This window comes from Frigoribacterium sp. AC759, from assembly GCF_979256015.1.
Genome location: NZ_CEEDMT010000008.1, coordinates 102,135 through 119,474 on the forward strand (window position 1 = coordinate 102,135; position 17,340 = coordinate 119,474).

Genomic DNA, 17,340 nt, shown 5'->3' on the forward strand with positions numbered 1-17,340 from the left:
TCGCGCACCCGGGCCCCGCCCCTACGCCCCCGTCGCGATCCGAACCAACCGGTCTTGCGGCGGGGGTGTTCGTGCACCTATCCTGAAAGGCTGCCCAGCGCGGTGGAGTGACGATCCGCTGCGTGCCACGAGCAGGTCCGGACGACTGATCAGGTCGGGCGGATGCGTCCTCCACAGGCCGCCGACATCACGACACATCCCCGGCGGCAGGGCCGCGAGCCGCGACGCCCCCGCCAGACGACGACACTTGGAACCGCCATGTCAGCACAGTCCACCTCCACCCCGTCATCGACCACCCCCGAGCCCAAACCGTCGACCTTCCGCGCGCTCGCGCGGCTCTACCCGTACGCCCGCCCGGCCGTGCCGCGCATCGTGCTCGGCATGGTGGCGGCACTGCTCGCCGCCGTCGTCGCCCTGCTCATCCCCGTCGTCCTGCAACTGCTCGTCGACGGCCCGCTGTCGAGCGGCGACCGTTCGCAGGTGTGGCCGGCGTTCGCCGTCGTGCTCGCCCTCGGCGTCGTCGAGGCCCTCATGATCGCCGCCCGGCGGCGCCTCGTGCTCACACCGAGCACCCACGTCGAGGCGTCGATGCGCAACGCGCTCTACGCGAAGCTGCAAGACCTGCCCGTGGCGTTCCACGACCGGTGGCAGAGCGGGCAGCTGCTCAGCCGTTCGGTCAGCGATCTCAGCCTCATCCGCCGATGGCTCGCCTTCGGGCTGGTGCTGCTCGTCGTCAACATGCTGACGATCGTCGTCGGGTTCGTCGTGCTGTTCTTCTACAGCTGGGCCCTCGGGCTGCTGTTCGTGGTCGCGTCGCTCCCGGTGTTCGTGGTCAGCTTCGCGTTCGAGAAGCGCTACTCGCTCGTCGCGCGTCGCAGCCAGGACCAGGTCGGGGACCTCGCCACCAGCGTCGAGGAGAGCGTGCACGGCATCCGCGTCCTGAAGGCCTTCGGGCGGGGCAAGCACTCGCTGCGCGAGTTCGAGAAGCAAGCCGAGGACCTGCGAGGCACCGAGATCGAGAAGGCGCGGGCCGTCTCGAAGCTGTGGCTGTGGCTGCTGCTCGTCCCCGACGTCGCGTTCGCGCTGTGCCTGCTCGGCGGCGTCTGGCTCGCCGCCGACGGGCAGCTGACGGTGGGGCAGCTCTTCGCGTTCTTCGCGACCGCGACGGTGCTGCGCTGGCCGGTCGAGTCGATCGGGTTCCTGCTGTCGATGACCTTCGACACCCGCACGGCGGCCGACCGGTTCTTCGAGGTGATGGACAGCGAGAACACCGTGACCGACCCCGAGAACCCGCAGACCATCGACCAGCCGCGGGGCCGTCTCGAGTTCAAGGGCGCCCACTTCCGGTACCAGGACTCCCCGGCGCAGTTCCCCGACCTGGTCGACGGCGTCGACCTCGTGCTCGAGCCCGGCGAGACGATGGCCCTGGTCGGTCTGACCGGCTCGGGCAAGACCACTCTGCTGGCCCTGGCGCCGCGGCTCTACGACGTCACCGGCGGGCAGGTGCTGCTCGACGGCGTCGACGTGCGCGATCTCACTCGTGAAGAGCTGCGTCGTCACATCGGCATGGCCTTCGAAGACGCCACGCTGTTCAGCGCGACCGTCCGCGACAACGTGCTGCTCGGCCGACCCGATCTCGCCGACGACACCGTCGAGTCCGACCGGGTGCTGCGCGAGGCCCTCGAGATCTCGCAGTCCGACTTCGTCGACCGCCTGCCGGACGGCGTCGACACGCGCGTCGGCGAAGAGGGGCTCAGCCTGTCGGGCGGTCAGCGTCAGCGTCTCGCCCTGGCCCGGGCGATCGCCGCCCGCCCCGCCGTGCTCGTGCTCGACGACCCCCTGTCCGCGCTCGACGTCGACACCGAGGCCCGGGTCGAGGCGGGGCTGCGACGCGTGCTGGCCTCGACCACGTCGCTCATCGTCGCCCACCGGCCGTCGACCGTCACCCTCGCCGACCGCGTCGCCCTGCTCGAGAACGGGGTCGTGACCGCGGTCGGCACGCACTCCGACCTGCTCGCCACCAACGAGCACTACCGCTACGTCATCTCGTCGCTCGACGACGACACCACCACCCGAGACGAGGTGCTCGCATGAGCGACCAGAGACCGGACGACCGCGACGAGACCGGCCGCGACCAGACGGGCCGCGACCAGACCGGCCGCGACCAGACCGGCGACGCCGGGCGTGAGGCCCTCGACGGGCGCACGCCGGCCGAGAAGCGCGTCGGGCGGGGCTCGACCACCGAGGGGGTCAGAGGCGAGGAGCGCGACGACTTCACCCGCGACGAGAGCAAGCGACTCCGGGGGCGTTCGCTGCGCCTCCTCGGCTCGCTGGTCCACCCGCTGCGATGGCGACTCGTCGTCATGGGCGTCATCGTCGTCGTCAGCGTCGGGGCCCAGGTCGCCGGCCCTGCCCTGATCGCCTTCGGCATCGACCGCGCCCTGCCCGCCCTGATGGACCAGCAGGACTGGGCGCCGGCCATCCTCGTGGTCGTCGTGTACCTCGTCACGGGCGTGATCGGCGCCGTGCTGATGGCGCAGTACACGGTGCTGTCGGCGCGCATCAGCCAGGCGATCCTGATCGACCTGCGCAAGCGGCTGTTCCTGCACACGCAGCGACTGAGCCTGGAGTTCCACGAGACGTACACCTCGGGGCGCATCATCTCGCGCCAGACCAGCGACCTCGACTCGATCCGCGAACTGCTCGACTCGGGCATCAATCAGCTCGTCTCGGGGCTGCTCTACATGCTGTTCACGGCGATCGCGCTGGTCGCCCTCGACCCGCAGAGCGGTCTCGTGCTGGCCGTCGCCCTCGTGCCGCTGATCGCCCTGACCCGGTGGTTCCAGGTGCGCTCGCAGAAGCTGTTCCGAGCGACCCGTGTCACGAGCGCCCGCGTGATCGTGCACTTCGTGGAGACGATGACCGGCATGCGCGCCGTCCAGGCGTTCCGCAAGGAGGGCCGCAACGAGAAGGAGTACGGCGGATTCGTCGAGGATTACCGCCAGGCCAACTCGAAGGTCTTCACCCTGTTCGGCACCTTCGACCCGGGTCTCGTGCTGATCGGCAACGCCACCCTCGCCGCGGTCGTGCTGTTCGGCGGGTTCCGTGTCATCGACGGCACGCTGGCGATCGGCGCCCTGCTCGCGGTGGCCCTGTACGCCAAGCGGTTCTTCGACCCGGCCGAAGAGATGGCGATGTTCTACAACGGCTACCAGTCGGCCTCCGCCGCGCTCGAGAAGATCTCGGGCGTGCTCGAAGAGCAGCCGAGCGTGCCCGACCCGACGCACCCGGTCGACCTGTGGCACGCCACCGGCCGGGTCGAGTTCGACGACGTCGAGTTCGCCTACAACGCCGACACCGTCGTGCTGCCCGAGTTCGACCTGACGGTGCCCGCCGGGCAGACGATCGCCCTGGTCGGCTCGACCGGTGCCGGCAAGTCGACGTTGGCGAAGCTGATCTCGCGGTTCTACGACCCGACCCGCGGGCGCATCACGCTCGACGGGGTCGATCTCCGAGACCTGCACCCCAAAGACCTCCGGCGAGCGATCGTCATGGTCACGCAGGAGGCCTACCTGTTCTCGGGGTCGGTCGCGGACAACATCGCGCTCGGCAAGCCCGATGCGAGCCGCGAGGACATCGAGCGGGCGGCCCGTGCGGTCGGGGCGCACGAGTTCATCATGGCGCTGCCCGACGGCTACGACACCGACGTGAACAAGCGCGGTGGGCGGGTCTCCGCGGGTCAGCGTCAGCTGCTCTCGTTCGCCCGGGCCTTCATCGCCGACCCGAGCGTGCTGATCCTCGACGAGGCGACGGCGTCGCTCGACATCCCCTCGGAGCGCATGGTGCAGGAGGCGCTGCAGACCCTGCTCGCCGACCGCACCGCGCTGATCATCGCGCACCGGCTCTCGACCGTGGCGATCGCCGACCGGGTGCTGGTTATGGAGTACGGCCGGGTCGTCGAAGACGGCAGCCCCGCCGACCTCATCTCGGGCACCGGCCGGTTCGCGCAGCTGCACGCCGCGTGGCGGGACTCCCTCGTGTGAGGTCGGCGGAGGTGCGGCGCCTGGCGCGACGACGGGCGAGTCCGTCGGAGGCGGGCGGCCGTGGCCGACCGGGGCGGACGGACTCGCCCGTTCCGGTCTGCCGTCCGTTAGCGTGTGACCGATGCCAGACACGACGAGGTACCTGCAGGCCTACGACGATCAACTCCGCACCGATGCCGAGACGCCGAGCGCGATCGGAGTGACGACGCTGGGCCCGCTCCGGCTCGTGACCTTCGCCGCCGGGCGCGGCTTCGTCACGTATCGCGATCTCGGCGGCTCCGACGCCGGGCGCATCCGCGGGCTGGTAGGCGAGGCGCTGGAGCACTTCCGAGCCGACCCCGTGATCGACCGCGTCGAGTGGAAGTCGCGCGGCCACGACCACGCGCCCGGTCTGCACGACGCCCTGGTCGCCCACGGCTTCACGCCCGGTGAACCGGAGTCGATCATGATCGGACCGCTCGCGGCGCTCTGCGAGGTCGGCGACGTCCCGGCCGGGGTGACCGTCCGGCGGGTCACGGCAGAGGCCGACGTGCGGGCGATGAGCGCGATGGTCGACGAGGCCTTCGGCGAGGCCGTCGACGCGAGACAGGCCGACGCGCTGTTGTCCCGTCTCGCCCGGGACGACGGCATGGAGCTCTGGGTCGCCGAGGTCGACGGCCGGATGGTCAGCGGCGGCCGACTCGAGCCGGTGCCCGGCACGGACTTCGTCGGCATCTGGGGCGGTGCCACCCTCGAGGCGTACCGGCACCGCGGCATCTACCGGGCGCTGACCGCCGCCCGGGCGCGCTCGGCCGTCGCACTCGGCAAGACGCTCGTGCACAGCGACTCGACCGACGACTCACGGCCCATCCTCGAGCGGTCCGGCCTCGTAAAGGTGTCCACGACGACGCCGTACGACTGGACGCGCTGACCGCTGCTTCGCTCGCGGCGACCGCCCGGCGACCGCCCGGCGACCGCCCGGCGACCGCGGGGCGACGGCGGGGCGACGGCGGGCGAGTCCGTCGGAGGCGGGCGGTCGGGGTGGACCGGCGGCGTCGGACTCGCCCGGGGTCGGCAGACGCCACGCACCGACCGTGAGGCACGGTCAGCGGGCCTTCGAGGCCTCCGTCGGCGATGACTCCCGCCACGCGAACACCTGGCCGTCGTCGCCGGCCACGACCGACCATTCGCCGCAGACGACCCCTGCGGTCGGCAGGTCGGCCGGCCACCAGTCGGGGGAGACGGGCGGGGCCGACTCGAGCGGATCGGCGGGGGCGCAGCCGGCGGTGTCGGCGAGGGGAGTCGTCGTGCGGAACGTGAGAACCGCCTCCTCGGGATCGTCCCGGAGCGAGACCGCGCGGATGGACGTGGCGTCCGAGGGGACCCACCCGGCGAGCACGAACGACCGCGTGCCCGACTTCGGCGCCTCGCCGTAGCTGTCGAACTCGAAGCTCCGCTCGTCGGACCCGAGGCTGCCGAGCGAGCAGGCGGCGAGGCCGAACGCGAGTGCGGAGACGAGGGCGGTCGCGGCGACGAGACGGGTGACGGAGGGCATGCTCCGAGCCAAGCGCCTCCCGGCGCCGAGCGGATCAGCCCGGAGTCGAGACGGTCTCATCCGTCAGGAGGATCGTGCTGGTCAGGGCTCCCAGGAGGCGCGCTCGAGATCCACCCGGAACGCACCCGCCCGAGACCACCGCAGCGGCGTGCCCTCCACCCGGTACATCTCGAGAGCGCGGCTCTCGTGGTCACGGGGCGCATGCCCGGACGCCCGGATGACGCGCCACCACGGCAGCTCGGACCCCGCGTACGCCATCACCTGCCCGACCGCACGGGAGGCGCGCGAACCGAGCACGGCCGCTATCGACCCGTACGTCATGACACGGCCCGCCGGGATGGACTCGACGACCTCGACCACGCGCGAGGCGAAGTCGGCACCGGGGCCGTCGCCCGCGTCGGCACCGGGGCTCACGCCGGGGTCAGCGCCCGTTTCCGCGCCAGGGCCCGGGCCAGCGCCCGCGTCGGCACCGGGGCTCACGCCGGGGTCAGCCTCAGCGCGGCGAAGTGCTCGCCGTACGGGGTCTCGCCGACGACCTCGAAGCCGATGCGGGCGAAGAACTCCTCGGGCCCGTCGTCGCCGGGTTCGTACATGACCGTCAGTCGGTCGAACCCCCGGCTGCGGGCCTCGTCGGCCAGAGCGTGCACGGCGAACCGCCCGACGCCGCGGCCCTGCGCATCGGCCTCGACGTTGATGCGCCAGATGCAGCTGCGCAGCTTCTCGTCGTCGGCCGAGGCGTCGAAGTTGCCCATGATGAAGCCGACGACCGTGCTGTCGCCATCGGCGCCGTCGACATCGACGACGACGCGCGGCCAGGCGGTCGTCGGATTGACGTACGCCTCGGCGATCGAGTGCGACACCGGGGCCACGTACTGCTCTTGGCCCGGCTTGAGCGTCAGGTTGTTGGCCGCGACCACGGTCGCGGCGGACAGTTCTTCGAGGCGGAGATCCGACATGCCCTCAGGCTACTGGCGGCGGCGCTCGCGGCACCAGCACCGACCCCGGCCTCGACCCGCCGACCCGCGCCACCTGACAGCGCGCTCGGGTTCGGCCCTGAGATCGCTGGCCGCTGGCGGTTCGAGGTGGCGCCGCCGGGTGGCAGGGAGTTGGCTTGCATATTCAAGTCATCGACCGACACGGTGACCTCTCGGCACGCCGGTTCCGGCCATGCCCCATCCGCGCCTCGAAGGAGCCCCCCGTGAAGATCCTCCTGCTCGGAGCGACCGGAGGCGTCGGCTCGCACCTCCTCCGCACCACCCTCGCCGCGGGGCACGACGTGCGGGTGCTCGTCCGCGATGCGACCGCCCTCGACACCAGCGACGGGGTCGACGTCGTCGTCGGCGACGCGACCACCGCCTCCCACATGGCCGAGGCGGTCGACGGGCGCGACGTCGTGCTGAACGCCGTGGGCTCGCGCAACTTCAGGGTGCCGGTCGAGCTCGAGGTCGGGCGCGTGCTGCTGCCCGCCATGGACGCCGCCGGCGTCGAGCGCCTGATCGTCTGCTCGGCGTTCGGGGTCGGCGACAGCGAACGCGACGCCGGGCCGCTGCAGAAGATGTTCTTCCACAGCGTGCTGGGCAGGGTCTACGCGGCCAAGGAGGTCGCCGACGCCGAGGTCCGCGCCAGCGACCTCGACTGGACCCTCGTCTACCCCACCCGTCTCGTCGACGGCCCCGCGACCGGCGACATCGTCGTCGCCGAGAGGCTGCCGGCGGGGGCTTCGACGAAGGTCTCGCGCGCCGACGTCGCCCGCTTCATGCTCGCGCAGCTCGGCGACGGCACCTGGTCGCGGCGGACCGCGGTCGTGACCGGCGCGGACTCCTGACCCGCGCCTCCTGGAACCCCCGCAAGCCCTGCGACCCCCGCAACGCCCGCGCTCCCCGCACGCTCGGCTACAGCGAGACCAGCCGGTCGTAGGCGGCGTCGACCCCCGGGTCGATCGCGCGGCGGGCCGGGTCGGCGTCGTGCCAGGCGACGATCTGGCGGGCTCCCTCGGCGAACGGGACCCGCGCCTCCCAGTCCGGGGCGATCGCACGGATCTTCGCCGTGTCGAACACGGCCGGGTGGCTGCGGTCGCCGCAGAGGTCTGCGGTCCACTCGGGAACAGTCTCGGTGATGTCGTGAGTGGTGCGGTGGACGAGGTGCAGCGGCGCCCCGGCGGCGTCGGCGAGATCGCGCGCGATCATGTTCCAGGTGAGCTGCTCGGGCGCCATGATGCTGAACGCCTCGCCCATCGCGTCGGGGTGGCCGAGCAGCGCGACGAACGCCCGCGCGAAGTCGGTGGAGTGCGTCAGCGCCCACATCGACGTGCCGTCGCCGTGCAGCACGATCGCGTCGCCCCGGCGCATGCGCTCGATGGTCGTCCAGCCGCCGAGCAGCGGTACGTGCGTCTCGTCGTACGTGTGCGAGGGGCGCACGACGGTGGCCTGCACCCGGCCGGCCTGGTGCTCGTCGCGCAGCAGCCGCTCGCACGCGATCTTGTCTCGCGAGTAGGCCCACCACGGGTTGAACAGCGGCGTCGCCTCGGTGATCGGCAACGAGACCGGGGGCTTCTGATAGGCCGAGGCCGAGCCGATGAAGATGTACTGATCGGTCAGCGGCGCCACGACCCGCAGCATCGACGCGAGCTGCTCGGGCGTGAACGTGAGGTAGTCGGCGACGCTGTCGAAGCGGCGGCCGTGCAGGGCGGCGACCACCGCCTCTTCGTCGCGCACGTCGGCGGTGAGCTGTTCGACGCCCGCCGGCAGCGGTCTGATGGAGGTGCTCCCGCGCTTGAGCACGGTCACGGCCACGCCGTCGAGCAGGGCCTGCCGCACCACCGCCGCGCTGATCTGCCCGGTGCCGCCGATCACGAGGAGGGACGTCGTCGTCATCGCCCCACTGTGCACCCGTTCCGCCGGGGCCGGGCCACATCGAGGTGACGCGAAGGGTGCCGGAGGCGCGGTCCGGTGCCCCCTACGCGTCACCTCGATGAGCGGTGCGGGAGCGGAGCGGGGCCGAGCCGCGTCGAGGTGACCCGAAAGGGGCAGTAGGCGCGGGCCGGTGCCCCGAACGCGTCACCTCGATGGGCGGTGCGGGAGCGGCGTGGGGTCGGGCCACATCGAAGTGACGCGAAAAGGGTAGGAGGCGCGGGTCAGGGGCCCGAACGCGTCACTTCGATGAGCGGTGCGGGGCGGAGCGTGCCCGGCCGCATCGAGGTGACGCGAAAGGGGTAGGAGGCGCGGGTCAGGGGCCCGAACGCGTCACTTCGATGAGAGGGGGGGGGACGAGAGGGGAGTCGGGGCCGCATGCCGGGGGCGGCATGCATGCGGGTGCATGATGGCGTGATGCACGACGCGACCTCCTCCCCGACCCCGAGCAGCGCACCCGGCGACTCGGCGGCGACGACGGCGTTCCGCGCCGCGCGCGACCACCTGCTCGCCCTCGGCGACGATCTCGACCGGGCCGGCGCCGAGTTCCGCTGGCCCGACGTCGGCGACCGCTTCAACTGGGCCGTCGACTGGTTCGACGTCATGGCGCGGGACAACGACCGCATCGCACTCTGGCTCGTCGAGGAGGACGGCTCCGAGCAGCGCATCACCTTCGACGAGATGCGCCGCCGCAGCGACCAGGTCGCCGTCTGGCTGCACGGACTCGGCGTCGCCCGGGGCGACCACGTCATGCTCATGCTCGGCAACCAGGTCGAGCTGTGGGAGGCGATGCTCGCGGTGATGAAGATCGGCGCGGTCATCCTGCCGACCTCGACCGTGCTCGGCACCGCCGACCTCGCCGACCGCATCGAGCGCGGGCTCGTGCGGCACGTCGTCGCGAACGCGTCCGACGCGGCGGTCTTCGACGCCGTTCCCGGCATCGACGCGGTCACCCGCATCGCCGTGCTGCCGTCGGCCGGAGCCGCGGCCGCAGCCGGAGCCGGAGCCGCGGCCGCAGCCGGAGCCGGCGCCGCAGCCGGAGCCGGCGCCGCAGCCGGAGCCGGCGCCGCAGCCGGAGCCGGCGCCGCACCCGCAGCCGCAGCCGGCGCCGCACCCGCGGGCTGGGTCTCCTTCGACGACTCGCACCGCGCCTCCTCGGTGCGCCCCGACGTCGTCACCGCGACCGACGACCCCTGCCTCGTCTACTTCACCTCGGGCACCACGAGCCGCCCCAAGATGGTCGTGCACTCGCACGCCTCGTACCCGGTCGGGCACCTGAGCACGACGTACTGGCTCGGGGTCCGCCCCGGCGACGTGCACATGACGATCTCGTCGCCCGGCTGGGGCAAGCACGCCTGGAGCTGCTTCTTCGCGCCGTGGACGGCCGAGGCCACCGTGTTCGTCTACAACTACGGGCGGTTCCGGCCGGCGGAGCTGCGCGACCAGCTCGAGCGCGCCTCCGTCACGTCGTTCTGCGCGCCGCCGACCGTGTGGCGCATGCTGATCCAGTCGTCGCTCGGCGCCCGACCGCACGCTCTGCGCGAGGCGCTCTCGGCCGGCGAGCCGCTGAACCCCGAGGTCATCTCGCGCGTGCAGCAGGGCTGGGGGCTCGACATCCGCGACGGCTACGGGCAGACCGAGACCACCGCGATCATCGCCAACGCCCCCGGCGGCACCATCAAGGCCGGGTCGATGGGGCGCGCCCTGCCCGGCGTCGACGTCGTGCTCGTCGACCCGGTCACGGGCGAGGTCGGCGACGAGGGCGAGGTCTGCCTCGACCTGACCACCCGACCAGTGAACCTGATGACGGGCTACCTCGGCGACGCGGCGCGCACCGAGTCGTCGATGCGCGACGGGCTGTTCCACACCGGCGACGTCGCCTCCCGTGACGCCGACGGCATGATCACCTTCGTCGGGCGGACCGACGACGTCTTCAAGTCGTCGGACTACAAGGTCTCGCCGTTCGAGGTCGAGAGCGTGCTGATCGAGCACCCCGCCGTCGCCGAGTCGGCCGTGGTGCCCGCTCCCGACGACGTGAGACTGGCCGTGGTGAAGGCGTACGTGACGCTGGCGGCCGGTGTCGAGGCCTCGGCGGAGACCGCCCGCTCGGTGCTCGCCCACGCCCGCACCGGGCTGCCGGCCTACGAGCGCGTGCGCCGCGTCGAGTTCGTCGACGAGCTGCCGAAGACGATCTCGGGCAAGATCCGCCGCGTCGAGCTGCGGCAGCGCGAGGAGGACGCCGCGGTCTCGAGCGAGCGGATCGCGGGGGAGTTCCGCGACTCGGACTTCCCCGGGCTGCGCGGGTAGTTCGGCCCGGCGCCGGCGCGGGCGGGGACACGGGCGCGGGCGCCTGATCGACGCCGAGGAGGCGCGGCGCGGCGACCACGGGCATGAAGATTTCTCGACGACATCGGCCGAGCCCCTGGTCGTCTCGCGCCTTCTTGCCTAAACTCGATGCATCCACCCCGAGGAGAACCGTGATCCGCTGCGCCGACAAGACGACGACCGTCTCGTGAGCGACCCTCGGCACGATGCTCCGCCCCTGACCCGGCGCGAGGCCCTGGCCCGTGAGCGCGCGGCTGCCGCAGCCCCGGAGGCGCGGGTCGACACAGACGTCTCGGTTGCCGCTTCAGAGGCACCCGCCGCGCACGCCCCGGCCCCGAAGACAGCACCGGTCGCGCAGGCCCCTGCCACGCAGGCCCCTGCCACGCAGCACGCCGTCGCGCAGGCCCCCGCCGCGCAGGCCCCGGCCCCGCAGGCCACTCCCGCGCAGCACCCCGCGGCACGACGTCAGCTGGCCGTCGCTCGCGTCCCTATGCGCTCGACGCGGGTCGTCTCGGGTCCCGAACCGGGCCTCCTGCCCTCCCGTCGTCCGAGCTTCCTGGCCCGGCGTGCGCGTGAGGCGGCCGTCCCGGCGTTCGCGCTGCTGGCGGCGACCCTGTTCTTCTCGTCGAACGTGACTCCCGCGTCGGCCTCCGACCTGGGCGGCTCGGGGATCCCCGTGTCGACGGCCGCTCCGATGACGGGTCAGACGATGGCCGCTTCGCTCGTCGTGCTCGCCGTCGCCGAGCGCGACTCGTACGGTGTGACCGATCCGCCGCCGCCGCCGCCCCCGCCGCCCGTGGTGAAGGCCCCGGTCGTGTCCGACTCCGGCTCGTCGAGCCGCTCGTCGTCCTCCGACGCCGTCGTCGGCGCCGCGGGGGGCGTCGCCTCGGGTGGCGGCACCGTCGTCAACAGCGGTGCCGGCGACATCCGGTGGCCGTTCCCGGGCAGCGTCGTGCTGAGCTCGGGGTTCGGCCCCCGTAGCGCACCGTGCGCGGCGTGCTCGAGCATGCACATGGGGCTCGACATGACCCCCGGCGGCGGCACCCCGATCGGCGCCGTCGCGGCTGGCACGGTCCGCACCGCCGGAGTCCACGCCCAGTTCGGCACCTACGTCGTCATCGATCACGTGATCGACGGCGGTCTGGTGAGTACGATGTACGCGCACATGCGGTCGGGCTCGAGCCCGATGTACGTCGGTCAGCAGGTCGGCGTCGGCGAGCTCGTCGGCACGGTCGGTCGCACCGGTGTCGCGACGGGCGAGCACCTGCACTTCGAGGTGCTGATGGGCGGATCGACGCAGATCGACCCCAAGGCCTGGCTCGACGCGAACGCCGGCCGCACGCTCTGAGTCGTCGCAGGCCCCGCCTCAGCGGAAGACGATCGTGCGGGCTCCGTCGAGCAGCACGCGATCCTCCGCGAACCAGCGGACGGCCTGCGTGAGGGTGCGGCTCTCCTCGTCCTGTCCGATCGCCATCAGCTCGGGGGCGCTGCGCGTGTGGTCGACGCGGACGACGTTCTGCTCGATGATCGGCCCCTCGTCGAGGTCGCTCGTGACGAAGTGCGCCGTCGCGCCGATCAGCTTGACCCCGCGGGCGTGCGCCTGCCGATACGGGTTGGCCCCCTTGAACCCGGGCAGGAACGAGTGGTGGATGTTGATCGCCCGCCCCTCCAGCGCCGCACACAGCTCGGGGCTGAGGATCTGCATGTAGCGCGCCAGCACGACGAGCTCGATGTCGTACCGGTCGACGACCTGCAGCACCCGGGCCTCGAACGCCGCCTTCGACTCGGCGTCGGTGACGGGGTGGTGCTCGAAGCGCTTGCCGTAGAACTCGGCGAGCCCCGAGAGGTCGTCGTGGTTCGCGAGCACCAGCGGCACCTCGATCGGCAGCTGCCCGGCGCGCTGCCGGAAGAGCAGGTCGTTGACGCAGTGCGCCGCCTTGCTCGCCAGCACGAGCGTGCGGATCGGTCGACCGACCACGTCGAGCTTCGCCTGCATGTCGTAGCGGGCCAGCACGGGCGCGAGCGCCTCCTCCAGCGCGGTGCGCTCACCGGGCGCCTCGACCTGCAGGCGCATGAAGAACGTGCCGGTGTCGTGACTCGAGAACTGCGCCGACTCGGTGATGTTGCCGCCGGCCTGCACCACGGCACCGCTGATCGCGTGGACGATGCCGGGCTGGTCCTGGCAGACGAGCGTCAGGGTCCAGTGCGTCGAGGGGAAGGCGGTGGAGGCGGTGGAAGCGCTGGAGGCGGTGGTCGCGTCGGTCACCCGCCCAGGTTACCGACAGCGAGGAGTCACGACTCGCCGCGCGGACCCGGTGCGCGCGGCGAGTCGTGACTCCTCGATGCAGGAGGCGCGGGGTGGAGGTGCGGGTCGGCTCAGAGCGCGGCGACCAGCAGTGCCACGAGGGCCACGAGCGGGAAGAGCCCCTGCGTCGCCGCCGCACGCAGCTTCGTGCGGTCGGAGAGCGCCAGCACGAGCGCTGCGGCGAGCATCGAGCCCGTGCCCGCCACCAGGAGGGCGAGACCTGCGGGGGAGGTGTCTGCGAGCTGACCCGCGCCTCCTCGGCTGGACGCAACCAGCACGACGCCGACGAGCGTCACGATCGCGAGGAAGAGGTTGTAGAAGCCCTGGTTGAAGGCCATCGGCTTCGTGAACTCGGCCTGCCGGTCGTCGGTGATGCCGAAGGTCGCGCGGACGCGCGGCGTCGTCCAGAGCACGGACTCCATCACGAAGATGTAGACGTGCAGCAGGGCGGCGAGCGTGGCGGCCACGAGTGAGACGATGAGCATGCCGCCAGCCTAAGGCGCCTCATCGTCGAAGTGACCCGTTCGGTGCCCGGAGTCGACCTCGGGGCCCTGGACGGGTCACTTCGATGAACGCCCGGCGCCGCGGGGCGCCGCGCCGTGGGGCGTTACGCCTCGGAGTGCGGGGCGGGCTCGGTGGTCGCGGTGGCGCGGGTGGCCTTCCCGAGGTTCTCGACGAGCTCGGCGCGGGTCTGCGACACGACGTAGGCGGGCTGGTCGCGCTCGACGCGCCAGCTCTCGCTCAGCGGTCCGACGTTGACGGTGTCGAAGCCGAGCTCGTCGTAGAGGCGCTGCACGAGCTCGGCGGCCTCTTCGAAGTCGCTCGACGTCGCGAGGGCGCGGCGCCCCTCGGTGCCGGAGGGCTTGCCGTCGGTCGTGATGTCTTTCGCCATAATGTGGTTGAAGCCCTTGGCGACCTTGCTGGTCGGCAGGTGGCGCTGCAGCATCTGCGAGACGGTGTCGACGCCGTTGTCGAGGGCGGCGATGTTCCCGTCGCGCTCGAAGTAGTAGTTGTTGGTGTCGATGACGATCTTGTCGGCGAGCGGCTCGACCGGCACCTCCTCGACGTTCTTCAACGGGACGGTGACGACGACGATCTCGCCTGCCTCGCCCGCCTCCTCGGCCGTCGCCGCACGTGCCTTCGGGCCGAGGTCGGCGACCAGATCGGCGAGCGTCTCGGGCCCGCGCGAGTTGCTGATCACGACGTCGTAGCCCTGCTCGATGACCGCGCGAGCGACCTGGCTGCCGATGTTGCCTGCTCCGATGATTCCGATTGTTGTCATGCGGCCAGCCAACGCCCTGAGGGGGCGGGCATTCTGGGCTGGGGTTCAGCAGCGGATCAGGGAGCGCTCAGGAGGCGCGGTGCGAGAGGGCGGGCGGCGCTCAGGAGGCGCGGTGCGGTCGGTCGCGGACGCTCCCGGTCACGCCCCACCCAACCACGAGGCGAGTCGCCGCCACGGCCCCGCCGCGACCGGCGTCGGCCCGGTCTCGATCGTCGGCTCGGGGTCGGAGCGAGGTGCGAAGCCGAGCGTGCCGCAGCGTGCGCACGTGACGATGTGGCGGTGGACCGAGAGTCCCGTGCCGAAGTACGGATTGGGTGCGAGGCGGGCGGTCTCGCCGCAGCCCGCGCAGCGCGTGGACCGCTCGGTCGTCGTGCTCTCGGTGTCCATCGTCGCCCCCTGCCGTCTCTCGAGTATGCGGACGAGCTGGTTCGGTGGTCCGCCCCACTTCGGGGCTCGGGTCGGGACGATGAGTCATGACTCGCCGCGGCGCTCGCGGTCGCACGGCGTGTTGCGACTCCTCGACGGCCGGAGGCGCGAGCCGGCCCCTACGAGCGCGCCGACCGCACCGCGAGCACCCGGTCGGTGACCAGCACCAGCCCGAGCACCACCACGGCGACGACGATGTACAGCACCGGCAGCGCGTCGAGCCCCGCACCGTCGAGCACGATCGCGCCGATCAGGGCTCCGCCGCCGATGCCCGCGTTGAACCCGGTCGTGTAGAACGCGCTCGCGAGGTCGCGCATCTTCGCCGGGGCGACCTGCAGCATCCGCGTCTGGAACAGCGGCGGCAGCGCCCCGAACGTGACACCCCACACCACGAACGCGATCAGCGACGGGGTCGGCTGCCCCTCGAACGCCATCATCGCGAACACCGAGACGGCGACCACGCCGATGCCGATCGGGATGCTGATGCGGGGGCGCTTGCCGAGGAACCAGCCGACCATCAGCAGACCGACGCCCCCGGCGATGCCGAACGCGAACAGCGCGGCGCTGAGCGACGACTCCGCGATGCCCGTCGAGCGCACCAGGTACGGCGCGATGAACGTGAAGAACGAGTAGTGACCGACCATGAACACCGCGGTGATGACGCAGCTGAAGACCACGCCGAGCACCGACGGCTTCGGCAGCGAACCCCGTCGACGGGGAGCCGAGGAGGCGCGGGTCGGCACGATCGGCACCGATCCCGTCGCAGGGACCATCGTCGTCGCGGCCTCGGTGGACTCGGCGTCGGCGTCGGCGTCGGCGGGTGTCGGCACCGGGGGCAGCAGCCGCCAGACGAGCACCGCGCCCACGGCCATCAATGCGGCCAGTAGACCGAACGCGGGGCGCCAGCCGAGGGCCTGGCCGGCCGCCGTGCCGAGCGGTACGCCCAGCACGAACGCCAGCGTGCCGCCGCTCATCGCGACGGCCAGTGCGCGCCCGACCTGTTCGCGCGGCACGAGGTGAGCGGCGTACGCGCCGCCGATCGCCCAGAACGTGCCGTGCGCGAGCCCGCCGAGGATCCGCGACGCGACGACCAGCTCGTACGTGGGCGCGATCGCGGTCAGCCCCGCGCTGATCGCCAGCACGACGATCAGCCCGACGATGAGCAGATGCCGGGGGAGCCGCCGCGTCAGATGCGTCAGCGTCGTGCTGGTCAGCACCACGGTGAACGCGAACACGCTCACCAGCAGACCGATGCTCGACTCGCTGACGCCCAGCTCGGAGCTCATCTCGGGCAGCAGCCCGGTCGGCAGCATCTCGCCCGAGATGGAGAGGAACGTCGCGACGGCCAGAGCGAGCAGGCCGGCGAGGGGGAACTTGGCGGGAGGGGCGGTGGGCGTCGAAGGACGCGCGGAGGTGATCGTCATGTGAGGTCTCGGTCGTCGGCGGGCGCCGTTCCTGCTACCCGTGTGACACGGGGAGGATGGTGATCCCGACTGCGCGCTGTCGTGCGCGCCCGGGGCCGCGCGTGACGTGCGACCAGGGTCGATGGTAGCCGAGGCCGGTCTCCGCCGTCTAGGAGGCTCGAGCCGCCATCGAGGTGACGCGATCGGTGCCCTCTGCGGCGAACAGGCACCCGATCGCGTCACCTCGAGGAAGGACGAAGGAGGCGCGGGTCAGCCGGCCGAGCGGGGCTCGCCTTTACCCGGGCGGACGGCGGCCGTGTCGGCGACGTCGATCCGGGTGACGCCGTCGCCGCGATCCTCGGTGGTGATGCGCGGGGCGTCGTCGCCCGGGTCGGACTTCGGCGCACGGGTCAGCTGGTCGTGGCGCTTCTCGTCGTCGGTCATGCCGGTGGGGTCGTCGGAGCTCATGCGTGCACGCTACGCGACGGGGAGCGGACGGGGCGCGCGCGCCTCCTCGGCCGACCCGCGCCTCCTCGGTGGGCCCGCTCCTCTGCGGTGGACCCGCGCCCTAGCGCCCTGCATCGCTCTGGCCGATTTCGGTTGCGCTCAACCGTGTTGCGCGCAACGTGTTACGGTCGGGTCATGTCCGACACCGCGCGCACCCCGTTGCTCGACGAGCAGATCTGCTTCGCCCTGTACAGCGCGTCGCGTGCCCTGACGTCCCGCTACCGCGACCTGCTCGAGCCGCTCGGCATCACGTACCCGCAGTACCTCGTGCTGCTCGTGCTCTGGCAAGACGGCGAGACCGGCGTCTCGGGTCTCGGCCAGCGTCTGCACCTCGACTCGGGCACGCTGTCGCCGCTGCTCCGCCGGCTCGAGGCGCAGGGTCTCGTCTCCCGGCGTCGCGGCTCCGTCGACGAGCGGGCCGTGCAGGTGGCGCTGACGCCGGCGGGCGACGCGCTGCGCTCCGAGGCGGCGAGCATCCCCGAGCGGATCTGCGAGGCGACCGGGTTGTCGCCCGACGTGCTGACGGCGCTGACCGAGCAGCTCGGCGGGGTCGCCGACCGGGTCCGCGCCGCCGCCTGACCCGCCCCCGAGACCAGCCCCCCCCAG

17 protein-coding genes are annotated in these 17,340 nt (G+C 72.2%); 7 read left to right on the forward strand and 10 right to left on the reverse strand.

The features are described 5' to 3' along the window. Positions 1-258: 258 nt before the first annotated feature. The 3 genes from ACZ6JE_RS08650 to ACZ6JE_RS08660 all read left to right on the forward strand — a co-directional run bounded on the left by ACZ6JE_RS08650 (position 259) and on the right by ACZ6JE_RS08660 (position 4,953). Positions 259-2,094: an ABC transporter ATP-binding protein gene (locus tag ACZ6JE_RS08650; RefSeq protein ID WP_464318698.1), complete on the forward strand. Its 1,836-nt coding sequence runs from the start codon at positions 259-261 to the stop codon at positions 2,092-2,094. Beyond that, a complete protein-coding gene (locus tag ACZ6JE_RS08655) occupies positions 2,091-4,043 on the forward strand; it encodes an ABC transporter ATP-binding protein (protein ID WP_464318699.1) in 1,953 nt (650 codons plus the stop codon). Before ACZ6JE_RS08650 ends, ACZ6JE_RS08655 begins: the two co-directional genes overlap by 4 nt. 121 nt (positions 4,044-4,164) lie before the next feature. Further along, a complete protein-coding gene (locus tag ACZ6JE_RS08660; RefSeq protein ID WP_464318700.1) occupies positions 4,165-4,953 on the forward strand; it encodes a GNAT family N-acetyltransferase in 789 nt (262 codons plus the stop codon). 174 nt (positions 4,954-5,127) lie between these two features. On the opposite strand, the gene ACZ6JE_RS08665 is transcribed toward ACZ6JE_RS08660, so the two are convergent. The 3 genes from ACZ6JE_RS08665 to ACZ6JE_RS08675 form a co-directional block, all read right to left on the reverse strand. Beyond that, complete coding sequence (locus ACZ6JE_RS08665) at positions 5,128-5,577, reverse strand: hypothetical protein (protein WP_464318701.1); 450 nt, start codon at positions 5,575-5,577, stop codon at positions 5,128-5,130. An 81-nt stretch (positions 5,578-5,658) separates the two neighbouring features. Beyond that, entirely contained in the window at positions 5,659-5,991 is a 333-nt protein-coding gene (locus ACZ6JE_RS08670; protein WP_464318702.1) for an MGMT family protein, read from the reverse strand. A gap of 62 nt (positions 5,992-6,053) precedes the next feature. Continuing rightward, positions 6,054-6,533 (reverse strand): GNAT family N-acetyltransferase, encoded by a 480-nt coding sequence (locus tag ACZ6JE_RS08675; RefSeq protein WP_192061097.1) that lies wholly within the window; start codon positions 6,531-6,533, stop codon positions 6,054-6,056. Between the two features lie 242 nt (positions 6,534-6,775). Between ACZ6JE_RS08675 and ACZ6JE_RS08680 the strand changes: the two genes are divergently transcribed. Further along, positions 6,776-7,402, forward strand: a complete 627-nt coding sequence (locus ACZ6JE_RS08680; RefSeq protein WP_192061098.1) for an NAD(P)-dependent oxidoreductase — start codon at positions 6,776-6,778, stop codon at positions 7,400-7,402. Between the two features lie 67 nt (positions 7,403-7,469). Here ACZ6JE_RS08680 and ACZ6JE_RS08685 read toward each other — a convergent pair whose 3' ends face one another. After that, entirely contained in the window at positions 7,470-8,450 is a 981-nt protein-coding gene (locus ACZ6JE_RS08685; protein WP_464318703.1) for an NAD-dependent epimerase/dehydratase family protein, read from the reverse strand. Between the two features lie 453 nt (positions 8,451-8,903). On the opposite strand from ACZ6JE_RS08685, the gene ACZ6JE_RS08690 reads away from it, so the two are divergent. Continuing rightward, positions 8,904-10,793 carry an AMP-binding protein gene (locus tag ACZ6JE_RS08690; protein WP_464318704.1) on the forward strand — a complete coding sequence of 630 codons (1,890 nt, stop codon included), beginning with the start codon at positions 8,904-8,906 and terminating at the stop codon, positions 10,791-10,793. A gap of 205 nt (positions 10,794-10,998) precedes the next feature. Next, the gene (locus ACZ6JE_RS08695) at positions 10,999-12,159 is read left to right on the forward strand and encodes a M23 family metallopeptidase (protein WP_464318705.1); all 1,161 of its coding nucleotides are present in this window, start codon (positions 10,999-11,001) and stop codon (positions 12,157-12,159) included. A gap of 18 nt (positions 12,160-12,177) precedes the next feature. Here the strand turns inward: ACZ6JE_RS08695 and purU are convergent, their stop codons facing one another. The 6 genes from purU to ACZ6JE_RS08725 form a co-directional block, all read right to left on the reverse strand. After that, positions 12,178-13,077: a formyltetrahydrofolate deformylase gene (gene purU, locus ACZ6JE_RS08700; protein WP_464318706.1), complete on the reverse strand. Its 900-nt coding sequence runs from the start codon at positions 13,075-13,077 to the stop codon at positions 12,178-12,180. Between the two features lie 110 nt (positions 13,078-13,187). Next, positions 13,188-13,601 (reverse strand): DUF1304 domain-containing protein, encoded by a 414-nt coding sequence (locus tag ACZ6JE_RS08705; RefSeq protein WP_192061103.1) that lies wholly within the window; start codon positions 13,599-13,601, stop codon positions 13,188-13,190. Between the two features lie 122 nt (positions 13,602-13,723). Beyond that, on the reverse strand, positions 13,724-14,398 hold the full coding sequence (locus ACZ6JE_RS08710) for an NADPH-dependent F420 reductase (protein WP_243215806.1): 675 nt from the start codon (positions 14,396-14,398) through the stop codon (positions 13,724-13,726). 138 nt (positions 14,399-14,536) lie between these two features. After that, on the reverse strand, positions 14,537-14,785 hold the full coding sequence (locus ACZ6JE_RS08715; protein ID WP_320477484.1) for a hypothetical protein: 249 nt from the start codon (positions 14,783-14,785) through the stop codon (positions 14,537-14,539). Between the two features lie 158 nt (positions 14,786-14,943). Continuing rightward, on the reverse strand, positions 14,944-16,248 hold the full coding sequence (locus ACZ6JE_RS08720; protein ID WP_464318707.1) for an MFS transporter: 1,305 nt from the start codon (positions 16,246-16,248) through the stop codon (positions 14,944-14,946). A gap of 249 nt (positions 16,249-16,497) precedes the next feature. Then, entirely contained in the window at positions 16,498-16,695 is a 198-nt protein-coding gene (locus tag ACZ6JE_RS08725) for a hypothetical protein (RefSeq protein ID WP_320479308.1), read from the reverse strand. 174 nt (positions 16,696-16,869) lie between these two features. Between ACZ6JE_RS08725 and ACZ6JE_RS08730 the strand changes: the two genes are divergently transcribed. Continuing rightward, positions 16,870-17,313, forward strand: a complete 444-nt coding sequence (locus ACZ6JE_RS08730; RefSeq protein WP_192061107.1) for a MarR family winged helix-turn-helix transcriptional regulator — start codon at positions 16,870-16,872, stop codon at positions 17,311-17,313. The last annotated feature ends 27 nt before the right edge of the window (positions 17,314-17,340 follow it).